The organism is Amycolatopsis sp. (assembly GCF_025464955.1).
Lineage (GTDB): Bacteria > Actinomycetota > Actinomycetes > Mycobacteriales > Pseudonocardiaceae > Amycolatopsis.
In genome coordinates this window covers 20,898-34,533 of sequence record NZ_JAODNM010000089.1, presented here as the reverse complement: position 1 = coordinate 34,533, position 13,636 = coordinate 20,898, and the positions used below count along the sequence as shown (strand labels likewise).

Genomic DNA, 13,636 nt, shown 5'->3' with positions numbered 1-13,636 from the left:
AGAATTCCGACCGTGAACCAGAAGCGGCCCCGCCACCGAAGTGACAGGGCCGCTTTCCGCTGGTCTTGCTCAGTCGAGATAGTCCCGCAGCACCTGCGAACGCGACGGGTGACGCAGCTTCGACATCGTCTTCGACTCGATCTGCCGGATCCGCTCACGGGTGACCCCGTAGACCTGGCCGATCTCGTCGAGGGTGCGCGGCTGGCCGTCGGTCAGGCCGAAGCGCAACCGGACGACGCCGGCTTCACGCTCGGACAGCGTCTGCAGCACCGACTGGAGCTGGTCCTGCAGCAGCGTGAAGGAGACCGCGTCCACGGCCACGACCGCTTCGGAGTCCTCGATGAAGTCACCGAGCTGCGAATCGCCTTCGTCACCGATGGTCTGGTCCAGTGAGATCGGCTCACGGGCGTACTGCTGGATCTCGAGGACCTTCTCCGGGGAGATGTCCATTTCCTTCGCGAGTTCCTCGGGGGTGGGCTCGCGACCGAGATCCTGGAGCAGCTCGCGCTGTATGCGGCCGAGCTTGTTGATGACCTCGACCATGTGCACCGGGATCCGGATGGTGCGGGCCTGGTCGGCCATCGCGCGGGTGATCGCCTGACGGATCCACCAAGTGGCGTACGTGGAGAACTTGTAGCCCTTGGTGTAGTCGAACTTCTCGACCGCGCGGATCAGCCCGAGGTTGCCCTCCTGGATCAGGTCCAGGAACGCCATGCCACGACCGGTGTAGCGCTTGGCCAGCGAAACCACGAGCCGGAGGTTCGCCTCGAGCAGGTGGTTCTTGGCGCGCTCGCCGTCACGGACGATCCACTTGAGATCGCGCCGCATCTGGGTGACGAGCTTCTCGCCCTCCTCCTCGGCGTTGCGCACGCGCTCGGCGGCGTAGAGACCCGCCTCGATGCGCTTGGCGAGCTCCACCTCCTCCTCGGCGTTGAGCAGCGCGACCTTGCCGATCTGCTTGAGATAGGCGCGGACGGAGTCGGCCGACGCGGTGAGCTCGGCGTCCTTACGGGCCTGGCGCAGCGCCTCGGACTCCTCCTCGTCCCAGACGAAGTCCGGGTTGTCGGAGGTCTTGCCGGCGTTCTTGTCGACGGTCGTCCGACGGGCGCGAGGGGCCGTCTCGACGGCTTCCTCCGGCTCTTCCTCGGTCACCGTCGCGTCGACGACGTCGACCTCCACCTCGACCTCTTCGAGATCGGCGAGGTCCGGTGCTTCGAGGTCGGCACCGTCCGGGCCGTCGGGTTCGCCGTCGGCTGAGGGGCCGGCCTTCTTCGCGGGCGCCTTCTTGGCGCCCGCCTTGGTCGCGGCGGGCTTGCGTGCCGTCGACTTGGCCGTGCCGTTCGGCGCGGCGGCCTCGTCGACCGTCTCACCGGTGGTGTCGGCTGCGCTCGATGTCTTCGTACCGCTTCGGGTTGCGGTTCTTGCGGCTGCCACTTACGCCCTTTCGCAGCGGTCGATCATGACGAGCAGGGGCACTACGGCCTCGGCTGACTCACATTCGGGGAACACGCCCCGGCCTGCGGTTTTGTCCTCCGCAGCCGTGGGCCGTGTTCCATTGTAACGACGTCGCGCGCGTGCGTCGCGAAGCGATCACTTCTCGGTTCGGCGCGAGGCCCTCTTCAAGGCCTCTACAGCGGTCCTCGAGTGATCATCGAGCGGCGCCTGCCCGCACCCGTTTTCCGTCCGCGTCAGTGCTGGATTCCTTCGGCCGCGGCGGCCGCCGCACCGACGATCCCGGCGTTGTTCTGTAGTGAGGCCACCACGATCGGTGTGCGGATGTCGAGCAGCGGCACCCACTTCTCGGCCTTCCTGCTGACCCCGCCACCGACGATGAACAAATCAGGCCAGATCAGGTTCTCGAGCACGGTCAGGTAACGCTTCACGCGCTTGGCCCAATCGTGATAGGACAGGCCCTCGTTGTCCTTCACCGAAGCCGCCGCCTTCTTCTCGGCATCGTGGCCGTCGACCTCCAGATGGCCGAACTCGGTGTTCGGGACGAGCACGCCGTCGTGGAACAACGCGCTGCCGATCCCGGTTCCGAAGGTGAGCAGCGCCGTGACGCCGGTGCGGGCGACGGGATCGCCGAAGCGGATCTCGGCCATGCCGGCGGCATCGGCGTCGTTGAGCATCGCGACCTCGTCCACCGACTTGCCGACGCGCTTCGCGAAGAGGGCGTCCGCGTCGGTGCCGATCCAGCCGTGGTCGATGTTCGCCGCGGTGTGCGCGACACCCTTCTTGACCACGGCGGGGAGGGTGACCCCGACCGGGCCCGCCCACTCGAAGTGGTGCACGATCTCGGCGACCACGTCCGCGACCGCCTCCGGGGTGGAGGGTTGCGGGGTGTCGATCCGGAGCCGTTCGCCGATGAGCTGTCCACGCTCCAGGTCGACGAGAGCACCCTTGATCCCGCTGCCGCCGATGTCGATTCCGAAGCCTCGGGTGGCCGTCACTGGGTGGTCCCTTCTCTCACGATTCAGAAGCCTGGTTCGGAGACTTTAACCGGATGTGGTCGGATGGCCTCCGTGGGAGCTAACGAGCGTGAGCTGAAAGACGTTGCCGAGCGGGTCGCGGCCGAGGCCGCCGAAGTGGTCCTAGAGGCTTGGCAGGGCATGCAGGCCGGGCGGGAAGTCCGCGTCGACACGAAGTCCGGCGAGACCGACGTCGTGACCGCGGTGGACCACGAGTCCGAGCGGCTCATTCGCGCTCGCCTCGCCGAGCTGAGGCCGGGCGACGGGTTCATCGGCGAGGAAGGCGGCGGGGAAGCCGCGGCCGGCGGGGTCACCTGGGTGGTCGACCCGATCGACGGCACGGTCAACTTCCTCTACGGGCTGCCGTGGTTCGCCGTGTCGGTGGCGGCACAAGTGGACGGCGAGTCGGTGGCGGGCGCTGTCGTAGAACCCGTCAGCGGTCGGCGCTGGACGGCGGCGCGCGGGGAGGGCTCGTGGCTCGACGGCCGGAGGCTGGCCGTGAGCGCCCCGGAACGCCTGGAGGTGACGCTGGTGGCCACCGGGTTCGCCTACAACGCCGAGAGGCGGGTTCGGCAGGCGCGGTTCGCCGCCGAGCTGCTCGGCCATGTCCGGGACATCCGGCGTCCGGGCTCGGGGGCACTCGACCTCTGCGCGGTCGGCGCCGGCTGGGTCGACGCCTCCGTCGAGCACGGGCTCAGCCGGTGGGACTGGGCCGCCGGCGCGCTCATCGCGGCCGAGGCGGGCGCGGTGGTCAGTATCAGCGGCGCGGACCGGGCACTCGGCGCGGACGCGACCTTCGCCGCGGCGCCGTCCATCGCAGGTCCCTTGCGCGACGCGCTCATCGCGTCCGGCGCCGCTGACGTCTGAGCGGGCTCACGAGTCCTAGCAGCTGACGTCGCGGGCGGCCTTGAGCAACGCGGGGTCGATCGTCGGGGCGGCGCTCGCGGACTGCTCGCCGCCGCCACCGCCCTGGTGCGCGGCCGACCACGTCTTCAGCTGGTTCAGGATCTGCGTCGCCGCGGCGCTGGGCCGCACGTCGCTGAACAAGGTGCCGATGGACAGGTCGACCGTGGAGTCCTTGCGGTTGTCCTTGACCAGCTCCAGGCAGGGGGTGACGAGGCTCAGCGTCCGGGCCGAGGACGTGCCGTTCTCGCCGAACCGGATCTGACCGCGGCACTTCGCGTCCTGCTTCGGGTACACCGGGTCGTTGGCCGGGTCCGCGATCTGGCTGAAGCCGAGGGCGCGCAGTGACTCGGTGGCGATGGAACCCTGGCCGCGGGTGCTCGAGGCGTTGAGGACCTTCACCGCGATTTTGTCCTGGGGAGTGGGCACCCGGTCGTCGAGCGTGCTGTGGTCCAACGGGGTGAATGTCACACCCGCGGGCGGGGTTGGCGCGGGTGTGCAGCGGATGGCGTCGTTGATGTTGGAGCCGGAGACGATCGCGTGCACCCAGACCACCACCGCGCCGAGTCCGAGCACGGCGATGACGATCAACGCGGGCAGCGGCCGACGCTTACGGTATGGCCGCGTACCGCGCTCCCCGAAGCCGTTACCCGAGGCCACCTTCCCCGTCCCTTCCCGAACGGCGAACCCGCCCGCCGCGGCTCGCCTGCCTACCTGCACTTCGCTCTGAACAACCCTAGGCGTTACAACTTTCCCAGGTCGGTGCGGGTTCCCCTGTGATCGGCCGGGTTCGGCGGCACGTCGGCGACGGTGACCGGGCCCCAGTGATCGGTGCTCCACCGATCGCACCACGAGGCGGCGCCCGCGGGCAAGGAAGACGAGCCGTTCAGCGCCATTTGGTGACGTTCGGTACTCGCAGGCAACCCGGACGGGGGCTCGTGCGTGCCGCTTCCGGCATACCCCCTGATGGGTGACGTCTGCGCATCGAAGGACGGCACGTTGCGGGGCACAGTACGTCGTGAGCTACCCTCCTGCGAGCTCGGCGGCAGAATGAGGCACAAAATCGAGACCTCGCTCACTGCGATGCCGGGCACAAACAGGGGCCCTGGAACGTTGACCAGCGGCACGAAGGACTTACGAGAAGGCACGTGAGTCCGGGCCATGTGATATCAGAAGCTGATCGCAGGGGTGAGGAACAATGGCGACCGACTACGACGCTCCGCGCCGCAGCGAAGCCGACGAGCTGGCCGAAGACTCGTTGGAAGAGCTCAAGGCACGGCGCAATGAAAACCAGTCCGGTGTCGTCGACGTCGACGAGGACGCGACCGCCGAAAACTTCGAACTTCCCGGTGCGGACCTCTCCGGACTTTCCGGCGAGGACCTGACCGTCAAGGTGGTGCCCAAGCAGGCCGACGAGTTCACCTGCTCGGTGTGCTTCCTGGTCCACCACCGCAGCAGGCTGGCCGAGGAAAGCGGCGGCCGCCTGATTTGTCGAGACTGCGCCTGAGCCTTCACGCTCGGGGAACACACAGGCAAGACAGGGGTTCGGGGTAGAAGTCAGGAGAAGTCAAAGGGCCGGGTGGCCGCGTCTCGACGCGGCCACCCGGCCCTTTTCGCTCGGCGGGGCGGGTACAGCTCGTGAGTGTTCGGGCTGGTTACTGTGCCCTGCGGGACACCCGCACCCGGGCGAGCCGGAACACTTACGAGTCCTCAGCCCTCGTCGCGCAGGAGTGCGGCTACGACCTGGGGTTTGCGGGTGCTGAACAGCCAGTACGGCGTCGGGTCCGAAGGATCGGTCAGGCCGATCCGCAGTACCGGGCCGACCCAGCCGCGGTGCATCGAGTACGACGCCGGATCACCTTCGGGACCGAGCGCCTTGCGCTTGCGTTCGCGGTCGATGATCTCGACCTCGCCGACATAGCGCAGCGGCAGGTGGGCGTCGCCGACCCACAGCTCCGGCTCGTCGCCGCCGGTGACCCGGACCCGGCTCCGCCCCATCGTCACCAGGAAGATCGCCATCAATGGCAGCAGGACCACGTACGGCACCCAGAACGGGATGGCGGTGTAGCTGGTGTTGATCTCGGCGCCGATCAGTGCCGCCCCGAGCATCGGAAGCGGCCAGCTCCACCATGGGAGGTAGAGCCGTTCCGAATACTTGACGGTGCCTTGCACGGCCGCGCTTGCGCTGTTACCCACGCGACCAGGGTAGTCTCGCCGCCCGTGTCCAGCGTTCAGGTACTGCTCTCGAGGATCGACCCGGGTGTCCCGGCGCCCGCCTATGCCCGCCCCGGCGACGCCGGCGCCGATCTCGTCACGACTTCGGACGTGATCCTCGGGCCGGGGGAGCGCGTCGTGGTCGGCACCGGCATCGCGATCGCGTTGCCGCCGGGGTTCGCCGGGTTCGTCCATCCGCGGTCCGGGCTGGCCGCCCGCGCGGGGCTTTCGGTCGTCAACACCCCCGGCACGATCGACTCCGGCTACCGCGGCGAGATCCGCGTCTGCCTGATCAACCATGATCTCTCCGAGCCGATCAAACTGGTCCGCGGCGACCGGATCGCGCAGCTCGTCGTGCAGCGGGTCGAGCACGCCGAGTTCGTCGAGGTTCCCGACGTCGCGGCCGTCGAGCCCAGCGACCGCGGGGCCGGCGGTTACGGCTCCACCGGCGGACACGCCACACTGGGCACTGACACTGGGGAAGGAACGGAGAAGTAGTGGCGATTTTCGGACGCAAGCGGCGAGGCGAGCCGGACCGGCCCTCCGGCCGGCACGCCGCGCCTGAGGTCGACGAGCTCGAGGACGACGAGTTCGAGGACCGGCTGGGACCGGCCGGGACCGACGGTCCGTACGACATCGCCGATGTCGAAGAAGACGAGATCCCGCGGATCGACCTCGGTTCGGTCCAGGTGCCGGTGCCCGACGGTTCCCAGGTCCAGGTCGAGATGGACCCGGACAGCGGTGGCGTGCGCGCGGTGCACGTGGTCACCGAGCAGGGCCAGGTCACCGTCAGCGCCTACGCGGCGCCGCGTTCCGGCGGGCTCTGGAAGGACGTCGGCAACGAGCTGGCCACCCAGCTGCGCGCCGACGGCGCCCAGGTGCAGACCGGGGACGGCGAGTGGGGCCTCGAGCTGTCCGCCATCGTCGGGGAGGTCGCGCTGCGGTTCATCGGCGTCGACGGACCCCGGTGGATGTTGCGCGGGGTCATCGCCGGTCCGCAGTCGCAGGCCGCGCGGGCGCCTGACGTGCTGCGCGAGATCGTCCGGCACACCATCGTCAAACGGGGTGGCGACCCGATGCCGGTGCGTACGCCGCTCACCATCACGCTGCCGCCCGCGGTGGCGGAGCACATCGCCGAGCAGCAGCAGGCACAGCAGTAGCAGGCACACCAGTAGTTTCGAACCGACTCAGTGGACCTTTCGGACAACGAAAGGTCCACTGAGTCGGTTTTGCCGCACGGCCCGGAGCCAGGCGAGCACCGTCGCGCGGCCGAGTGAGGCGAAATCGGTGCCGAGCGCGGTGAGGGTCGTCTCACCGATCGACGACATCGGCAGCGCCGAAGCCCACTCGTGGGCGACTTTCGGAGGGTGTATCGGGTCGTCGACACAGGTGGCGACGCCGGCGGGCACCCGCAGTCCACTCAATGCGGCCAAACTCGGCGCGGGACGCCTTGCCGCGGCGCGCAGGCGGCCGGCGAGACCGTCGCCGTGTCGGCGCCACGCCCTGCTCAGCTCTTCGGCGAGCCACGGCGGCACGTCGGCCACCGAACCCGCCAACGCCGCCTCGAGGCCGTCACGAGCCACCAGATCGGCTGAGAGCGTCGCCGCGAGCGATGCGGGTGCTGAGCCGGGCGACGAGTTCCAGGCCGGCAGCGCGGCCAGCAGGCCCGCGCAACGGCCCGGATGAGCGACCGCCCACTCCGCGGCGAGGTGTGCGCCGAAGGAGATCCCGCCGACCACGATCGGCGCGTCCGTTTCGGCCGCGACGGCGTCCAGCGCGGCCAGGTAGCCCTCGGCGAGCTCGGCGTCGCGGGGGATCCCCGGGGTGACGAGACGGACCCCGATCCCGCTCAGCGGGTCGCCGAACACCGCTCGGACGAAGACTTCGTCCGAGCCGGTGCCGGGCAGGAGCACGGCCGTGCGGGCCGGGATAGCGGAGGTCACGTTGCGATCTTGGCGCAAACCCGTTTCCCTGGTGTGAACTCCAGCTACGCTGGACAAGCACGGGCCTTCGAAAATCCGGGAGGCCCCGGAGCACGGGAGCACCGCATATGTCCGCCAAAGAAGGCGGCTACTTCAGCCGGTTGGTTCGCAAGCTGACCAGCGACGTCGAGGTACTCGACGCCGACGATCTATCCGAGAAGTCCGAGGCGAGCGGCGCGAAGCGCGCCTGCGACTGCCGATCGGGTGAAGAAGTCACCGTCTTGGGACGTCTGCGCAGCGTGGAGCTGTGCCCGACGAACGAAGCGGCGACACTGCAGGCGGAGCTCTTCGACGGCACCCAGGGCGTCACGCTAATCTGGCTCGGAAGACGCCGGATCCCCGGCATCGAACCGGGACGCACCATCATGGTGCGCGGCCGGATGGCCGAGCGTGATGGCCAGAAGGTGCTGTACAACCCGTACTACGAGCTCCAGACGACCTCCTGAGTGGTAACCACATCGTGACTGAACCCGCCCCCAGCGGTGACGAGAAAGAACCGGTAGCCGGCGAAGAGACCCCGCCGACGATGCTCGAGCAGATGGGCGGCATCGCCGGTCTGCTGTATTCGTCCGTGCCGGTGTTGGTGTTCGTGCTGGCGAACACCTTCTTCGGGCTGACGGTGGGCATCTGGAGCGCGGTGGGCAGCGCGGTGGCCATCGTCGTGCTGCGCCTGGTCCGCAAGGAGTCGTTGCAGCCGGCGATCTCCGGGTTCTTCGGGATCGCGATCGCGGCGTTCATCGCCCACCGGACAGGCTCGGCCAAGGGCTTCTTCCTGTTCGGGATCTGGGCGAGCCTGGTCTACTGCGGCGTTTTCCTGCTGTCCGTAGCCGTCCGCCGCCCGCTGGCCGGCGTCATCTGGAACCTCATCAACGGCACCGGGCAGGCCTGGCGCAACGACAAGCCCTCACGCTTCGGCTACGACGTCGCCACTCTGGCCATGGCCGCGGTGTTCGGCGCGCGGTTCATCGTCCAGCGCTGGCTCTACGACGCGAACTACACCGGCTGGCTGGCCTTCGCGAAGATCGCCATGGGGTACCCGCTCTACGGGCTGGGTCTGCTGGTCGTGGTCTGGGCCGTGCGCCGGTCCGACAAGCGGCTCAAGGCGATCGAGGAAGCCGCGGCCGAGGCGCCGAAGCCCGAGACCGACGCCGAAGCCGAGGCGCGGCTGCGGGAGAAGTACGCCCAAGCGCCGGCCTCCGACCTCTGATCTTCAACTGAAAGTAAAGGCCCTCACCCGGATTCGAGTGAGGGCCTTTACTTTGCCTGGTTCAGTAACCGAGCGCGGTCCGGATTTCCGGCTCGACGTCGGAGGTCGCGACGAACAGCAGTTCGTCGCCCGCCTCCAGCGGGTCCTCCGGGGTCGGGACGATCACCCGGTCACCGCGGAGGATGGTCACCAGTGCCGCGTCGCGGGGCAGTTCGAGCTCGCTGACCGACTTGCCCGCGAGCGGGGTCTCCTCCGGGAGGGTGATTTCCACCAGGTTCGCCTGGCTCTGCCGGAAGGTCATCAGCCGCACGAGGTCACCCACGCTGACCGCCTCTTCGACCATCGCGGCGAGCATGCGCGGCGTGGACACCGCGACGTCGACCCCCCAGGCGTCGTTGAAGAGCCACTCGTTGGCGGGGTTGTTCACCCGGGCCACCACGCGCCGCACCGCGAACTCGGTCTTGGCCAGTAGCGACACGACGAGGTTGGCCTTGTCGTCGCCGGTGGCCGCGATGACGACGTCGCACTCCTGGAGCCCGGACTCCTCCAGCAGCGAAACCTCGCACGCGTCCCCGAGCACCCAGTCGGCCTGCTCGACGATCGCGGGTTCGAACTGGTCGATCTCCCGCTCGATGAGCATCACCTGGTGCCGTCCGTCGATCAGCTCGGCGGCGATCGAACGCCCTACGGCGCCCGCGCCGGCAATCGCGACCCGCATCAGCCCTCCTCTTCCGGCGCGCGCTGGGCGACCGCCGTCACGTCACTGACCGTGCCCGACCGCGCGGCCACGTAGACCTCGTCGCCGTCCTGCAGGACGGTTTTGGAATCCGGCAGCACGCAGGTGCCGACCCGGACGATGAAGGCCACGCGTGAGCCGGTGGCGCTCTGGAGGTTGCTGACGCTGTGGCCGTACCAGGAGCTGTCGACCGGCAGCTGCAGCAGCGCCACGTTGCCGGACGGGTCACGCCACGCCGACGCGACACCGTCGGGCAGCAGCACCCGCAGGAAGCGGTCGGTCGTCCACGGCACCGTCGCGACGGTGGGGATGCCCAGCCGTTCGTAGACGGCGGCGCGCTTGTGGTCGTAGATCCGCGCGACCACCTTCTCGACGCCGAAGTTCTCTCTGGCCACCCGCGCCGAGATGATGTTCGAGTTGTCACCGCTGGACACCGCGGCGAACGCGCTCGCCCGCTCGATCCCGGCGTCGATCAGCACCTTCCGGTCGAAGCCGACCCCGACCACCTGCTGGCCGTGGAAATCGGTCCCCAGCCGCCGGAAGGCCTGCGGGTTCTTGTCGATGACGGCCACTTCATGACCGAGGCGCTCCAGCGCCGCGGCCAGGGATGCGCCCACCCGGCCGCAGCCCATGATCACCACGTGCACGCCCAGCCTCCTCATTGGAATCAAGTACAGCGATCCACGCGGTGAACCGCGCGCCAAGCCCACGGCATGCCCTCGACATACCAGCGCCGAACCTACCGTGTACCGCATGGGGTTAGGCTCTCGCCGTGTCGAAGTTTCCGACCGCGCTGAAAAGGCTGGTCCTAGGCCAGCCGTTCCGCAGTGACCGGTTATCCCATACGCTGTTGCCCAAGCGCATCGCGCTGCCCATCTTCGCGTCCGATGCGTTGTCATCTGTCGCATATGCCCCGGAAGAGATCTTTCTGACGCTGAGCGTGGCGGGCCTGTCCGCCTACGCGCTCGCGCCGTGGATCGGGGTCGCGGTTGCCATCGTGATGCTGGTGGTGGTCGCCTCCTACCGGCAGAACGTGCATGCCTATCCCAGCGGCGGCGGTGACTACGAGGTCGCGACGACGAACCTGGGCGGCAGGTTCGGCCTGACCGTGGCCAGCGCCCTGCTCGTCGACTACGTGCTGACGGTGGCAGTGTCCACTTCGTCCGGTGTCGCGAACATCGGGTCGGCGGTGCCCTGGGTCGACCAGCACAAGGTGATCGTCTCGGTGGTGATCGTGGCGGTGCTCGCCGCGCTGAACCTCCGCGGCATCCGGGAGTCGGGGAAGGCCTTCGCCATCCCGACCTACGGGTTCATCATCGGCATCATGATCATGGTGGCCTGGGGCCTGGTCGAGGCCGCGACGGGGACCAGCATCCGGGCCGAGAGCGCCGGGTTCACCCTGCACGCCGAGGCCTCGCCGGTCGGGTTCGCCTTCGTCTTCCTGATTCTGCGGTCGTTCTCCTCCGGAGCCGCGGCGCTGACCGGGGTCGAGGCGATCAGCAACGGCGTCCCGGCCTTCCAGAAACCCAAGTCGAAGAACGCGGCGACCACGCTGCTGCTGATGGGCGTGCTCGCGGTCACCATGCTGATCGGGATCATCACGCTGGCGGTCCTGACGAAGGTCAACTTCGCCGAGGACCCGGCCACCCAGCTGGCCGGCGCGCCGGCGGGCTACCAGCAGAAGACCATCGTCGCGCAGATCGCGCACGCGGTGTTCGCGCACTTCCCGCCGGCGTTCTACTACATCTCCTTCAGCACCGGCATCATCCTGCTGCTGGCCGCGAACACCGCGTTCAACGGCTTCCCCGTGCTGGGCTCGATCCTGGCGCAGGACCGGTATCTGCCGCGCCAGCTGCACACCCGCGGTGACCGGCTGGCCTTCTCGAACGGCATCATCGGCCTCGCCGCGTTCGCGCTGGTGCTGATCATCGCCTTCGACGCCGAGGTCACCCGGCTCATCCAGCTCTACATCGTCGGGGTGTTCGTCTCGTTCACGGTCAGCCAGACCGGCATGATCCGGCACTGGAACCGATTGCTGGCCAAGGAAAAGGACCCGAACATCCGGCGCCGGATGCGGCGCTCGCAGACGGTCAACGCGGTCGGCCTGACGATGACCGGGACCGTGCTGGTGATCGTGCTGATCACCAAGTTCCTGCTCGGCGCGTGGATCGCGATCGCCGCGATGGTGGCGATCTACCTGTTGATGACCGCGATCCGCCGGCACTACGACAGGGTGTCCGCCGAGCTGGCGGAGACCGACCAGAAGCCGGCCGTGCTGCCTTCGCGCAACCACGCCATCGTGCTGGTCTCGAAGATCCACAAGCCGACCCTGCGTGCTCTCGCCTACGCGATGGCCGTCCGCCCCGATGTGCTCGAGGCGGTCACCGTCAACGTCGACGACGCCGACACACGGGCGCTGGTCGCCGCCTGGGACAAGCACGGTTTCAAGGTGCCGCTCAAGGTCGTCGAGTCGCCCTACCGCGAGATCACCAAACCGGTCCTCGACTACGTCAAGCGCGTCCGCGGCGACAACCCGCGCAACGTCGTCACCGTGTTCATCCCGGAGTACGTCGTGGGACGCTGGTGGGAGCAGGTGCTCCACAACCAGAGCGCGCTGCGGCTCAAGGGAAGGCTGCTGTTCCAGCCCGGAGTCATCGTGGCGAGCGTGCCTTGGCAGCTCGAGTCCTCGGTGAAGCGGCTGGCGCGGGACAAGCGCCGGTCGCTGGCCGCGGCCGGTGACGTGCGCCGCGGTTATTCCGCCGACGCCGTGCGGTCCGCCGCCCAGGCCGCGGCGACCAAGAACGCCGCTGTCAAAGAAGCTGCTGCCAGCCCGAAAACGCCCCAGCAGGAAACGTCCGATAAAGAAAGTACTCAGTGACTAAAGAAGACTGGACCGGCCGCACGCTCGAGCTCGAGGTAGGGCCGGTGGCCCACGGCGGCCACTGCGTCTCCCGGGCGGAGGGCCGGGTGGTGTTCGTCCGGCACGCGCTCCCTGGCGAGCAGGTCCTCGCCGAGGTCACCGAGGACAACGGCGGTTCGTTCTGCCGGGCCGATGCCGTCCGGGTGGTCAAGCCGATCCCGGAGCGGGTCGAGGCACCCTGTCCACTCGCGGCGCCGGGGCTCTGCGGCGGCTGCGACTGGCAGCACGCCACGCCGAAGTTCCAGCGCGAGCTCAAGGGCCGCGTGGTCGCCGAGCAGCTGCAGCGGCTCGCCGGGATCGAACGTGAAGTCACCGTCGAGGAGATGCCCGGCGGTGCGCTGGGCTGGCGGAGCCGCGTGCGGCTGGTCGCCGATGGTGACGGCCGCGCGGGACTACGCGCGCACCACAGCCACCGTGTCGTGCCGATCGACGACTGCCTGATCACCGTCCCCGGCACGCTGGACGAGGTTCTGGCGCGCAAGTGGCGGCCGGGCGCGGAGATGGAGGTCACCAGCGATGGTGACCAGAAGGTGCACGTCCGGGAGCTCTCGACCGTGCGCGGGAAGGTCCGAGCCCGTCAGCTCAAGGGCGGAAACGCCATGCAGCACGCGGTGGGCCGCGACTGGCGGATGGACGCGCACGGGTTCTGGCAGGTGCACCCGGCCGCGGCCGAGACCCTCGCCGGGCTCGTCGCTGAGTGGGCGGAGGCGCCGAAGGGTGGCCGCGCTTGGGATCTCTACGCGGGCGTCGGGCTCTTCGCGTCCGTGCTCGCCGAGCAGGTCGGCCCTGAGGGCGAGGTTCTCGCCATCGAGTCCGGCCGGCGCGCGGTGACCGACGGCGAGGCCGCGCTGACGGACCTGCCGCAGGTCCGCTGGCGGAACGGCCGTGTCGAGCAGGAACTGCGCACCGCGGTGCGGCCCGTCGACGTCGTCGTCCTCGACCCGCCGCGCAAGGGCGCGGGCAAGGCGGTCGTGGAGGCCATCGTCGAAGGCGCCCCGGACCGGATCGTCTACGTGGCCTGCGATCCGGCCGCGCTGGCCCGTGACATCGCCACCTTCGCCGAGCACGGCTACGCCCTCGCCGACCTCCGCGCGTTCGACACCTTCCCGATGACCCACCACGTGGAGTGCGTCGCCCTGCTCCAGTGACCCGAGTGCACTTCGCGCGCGCCCGAGTGCGTTTGACGACCGGCTGAGCGCGTTTCGC

The 13,636-nt window shown here is 68.9% G+C and carries 15 protein-coding genes; 8 read left to right on the top strand and 7 right to left on the bottom strand.

Going from position 1 to position 13,636, the window contains the following annotated elements:
- Positions 1-69 precede the first annotated feature (69 nt).
- Positions 70-1,434, bottom strand: coding sequence for an RNA polymerase sigma factor (locus JWQ81_RS19430; RefSeq protein ID WP_297543505.1), 1,365 nt, complete (start codon positions 1,432-1,434; stop codon positions 70-72).
- A gap of 254 nt (positions 1,435-1,688) precedes the next feature.
- Positions 1,689-2,450, bottom strand: a complete 762-nt coding sequence (gene ppgK, locus JWQ81_RS19425) for a polyphosphate--glucose phosphotransferase (protein ID WP_297543503.1) — start codon at positions 2,448-2,450, stop codon at positions 1,689-1,691.
- 63 nt (positions 2,451-2,513) lie between these two features.
- Between ppgK and JWQ81_RS19420 the strand changes: the two genes are divergently transcribed.
- On the top strand, positions 2,514-3,335 hold the full coding sequence (locus JWQ81_RS19420; protein ID WP_297543501.1) for an inositol monophosphatase family protein: 822 nt from the start codon (positions 2,514-2,516) through the stop codon (positions 3,333-3,335).
- A 15-nt stretch (positions 3,336-3,350) separates the two neighbouring features.
- Here the strand turns inward: JWQ81_RS19420 and cei are convergent, their stop codons facing one another.
- Positions 3,351-4,031 carry an envelope integrity protein Cei gene (gene cei, locus JWQ81_RS19415; protein ID WP_297543499.1) on the bottom strand — a complete coding sequence of 227 codons (681 nt, stop codon included), beginning with the start codon at positions 4,029-4,031 and terminating at the stop codon, positions 3,351-3,353.
- Positions 4,032-4,569: 538 nt separating this feature from the next.
- Here cei and JWQ81_RS19410 point away from each other — a divergent pair.
- On the top strand, positions 4,570-4,878 hold the full coding sequence (locus tag JWQ81_RS19410) for a DUF4193 domain-containing protein (RefSeq protein WP_005164528.1): 309 nt from the start codon (positions 4,570-4,572) through the stop codon (positions 4,876-4,878).
- Between the two features lie 203 nt (positions 4,879-5,081).
- On the opposite strand, the gene JWQ81_RS19405 is transcribed toward JWQ81_RS19410, so the two are convergent.
- Complete coding sequence (locus JWQ81_RS19405) at positions 5,082-5,567, bottom strand: DUF3093 domain-containing protein (RefSeq protein ID WP_297543486.1); 486 nt, start codon at positions 5,565-5,567, stop codon at positions 5,082-5,084.
- A 24-nt stretch (positions 5,568-5,591) separates the two neighbouring features.
- On the opposite strand from JWQ81_RS19405, the gene dut reads away from it, so the two are divergent.
- Together dut and JWQ81_RS19395 are read left to right on the top strand one after the other, a co-directional pair.
- A complete protein-coding gene (dut, locus tag JWQ81_RS19400; protein WP_297543484.1) occupies positions 5,592-6,083 on the top strand; it encodes a dUTP diphosphatase in 492 nt (163 codons plus the stop codon).
- Complete coding sequence (locus JWQ81_RS19395) at positions 6,083-6,745, top strand: DUF3710 domain-containing protein (protein ID WP_297543482.1); 663 nt, start codon at positions 6,083-6,085, stop codon at positions 6,743-6,745. The genes dut and JWQ81_RS19395 overlap by 1 nt, the downstream gene beginning before the upstream one ends.
- A 27-nt stretch (positions 6,746-6,772) precedes the next feature.
- Here the strand turns inward: JWQ81_RS19395 and JWQ81_RS19390 are convergent, their stop codons facing one another.
- Positions 6,773-7,528, bottom strand: a complete 756-nt coding sequence (locus JWQ81_RS19390; RefSeq protein WP_297543480.1) for an alpha/beta hydrolase — start codon at positions 7,526-7,528, stop codon at positions 6,773-6,775.
- Positions 7,529-7,635: 107 nt separating this feature from the next.
- Between JWQ81_RS19390 and JWQ81_RS19385 the strand changes: the two genes are divergently transcribed.
- Together JWQ81_RS19385 and JWQ81_RS19380 are read left to right on the top strand one after the other, a co-directional pair.
- Positions 7,636-8,013, top strand: a complete 378-nt coding sequence (locus tag JWQ81_RS19385) for an OB-fold nucleic acid binding domain-containing protein (protein WP_297543478.1) — start codon at positions 7,636-7,638, stop codon at positions 8,011-8,013.
- 14 nt (positions 8,014-8,027) lie between these two features.
- Positions 8,028-8,774, top strand: coding sequence for a DUF3159 domain-containing protein (locus JWQ81_RS19380; RefSeq protein ID WP_297543476.1), 747 nt, complete (start codon positions 8,028-8,030; stop codon positions 8,772-8,774).
- Positions 8,775-8,835: 61 nt separating this feature from the next.
- Here JWQ81_RS19380 and JWQ81_RS19375 read toward each other — a convergent pair whose 3' ends face one another.
- Both JWQ81_RS19375 and JWQ81_RS19370 read right to left on the bottom strand, forming a co-directional pair.
- Entirely contained in the window at positions 8,836-9,492 is a 657-nt protein-coding gene (locus tag JWQ81_RS19375) for a TrkA family potassium uptake protein (protein WP_297543474.1), read from the bottom strand.
- Positions 9,492-10,157 (bottom strand): TrkA family potassium uptake protein, encoded by a 666-nt coding sequence (locus JWQ81_RS19370; protein WP_297543472.1) that lies wholly within the window; start codon positions 10,155-10,157, stop codon positions 9,492-9,494. The genes JWQ81_RS19375 and JWQ81_RS19370 overlap by 1 nt, the downstream gene beginning before the upstream one ends.
- 125 nt (positions 10,158-10,282) lie before the next feature.
- Between JWQ81_RS19370 and JWQ81_RS19365 the strand changes: the two genes are divergently transcribed.
- The gene (locus JWQ81_RS19365; protein WP_297543470.1) at positions 10,283-12,388 is read left to right on the top strand and encodes an APC family permease; all 2,106 of its coding nucleotides are present in this window, start codon (positions 10,283-10,285) and stop codon (positions 12,386-12,388) included.
- Positions 12,385-13,578 carry a class I SAM-dependent RNA methyltransferase gene (locus JWQ81_RS19360; protein WP_297543469.1) on the top strand — a complete coding sequence of 398 codons (1,194 nt, stop codon included), beginning with the start codon at positions 12,385-12,387 and terminating at the stop codon, positions 13,576-13,578. Before JWQ81_RS19365 ends, JWQ81_RS19360 begins: the two co-directional genes overlap by 4 nt.
- Positions 13,579-13,636 lie beyond the last annotated feature (58 nt).

Excerpts from the sequence above, each read along its gene's own strand:
- JWQ81_RS19410 (WP_005164528.1), top strand. The coding sequence starts at position 4,570 with ATGGCGACCGACTACGACGCTCCGCGCCGCAGCGAAGCCGACGAGCTG.
- JWQ81_RS19375 (WP_297543474.1), bottom strand. The coding sequence starts at position 9,492 with ATGCGGGTCGCGATTGCCGGCGCGGGCGCCGTAGGGCGTTCGATCGCC.
- JWQ81_RS19420 (WP_297543501.1), top strand. The coding sequence starts at position 2,514 with ATGGCCTCCGTGGGAGCTAACGAGCGTGAGCTGAAAGACGTTGCCGAG.
- JWQ81_RS19385 (WP_297543478.1), top strand. The coding sequence starts at position 7,636 with ATGTCCGCCAAAGAAGGCGGCTACTTCAGCCGGTTGGTTCGCAAGCTG.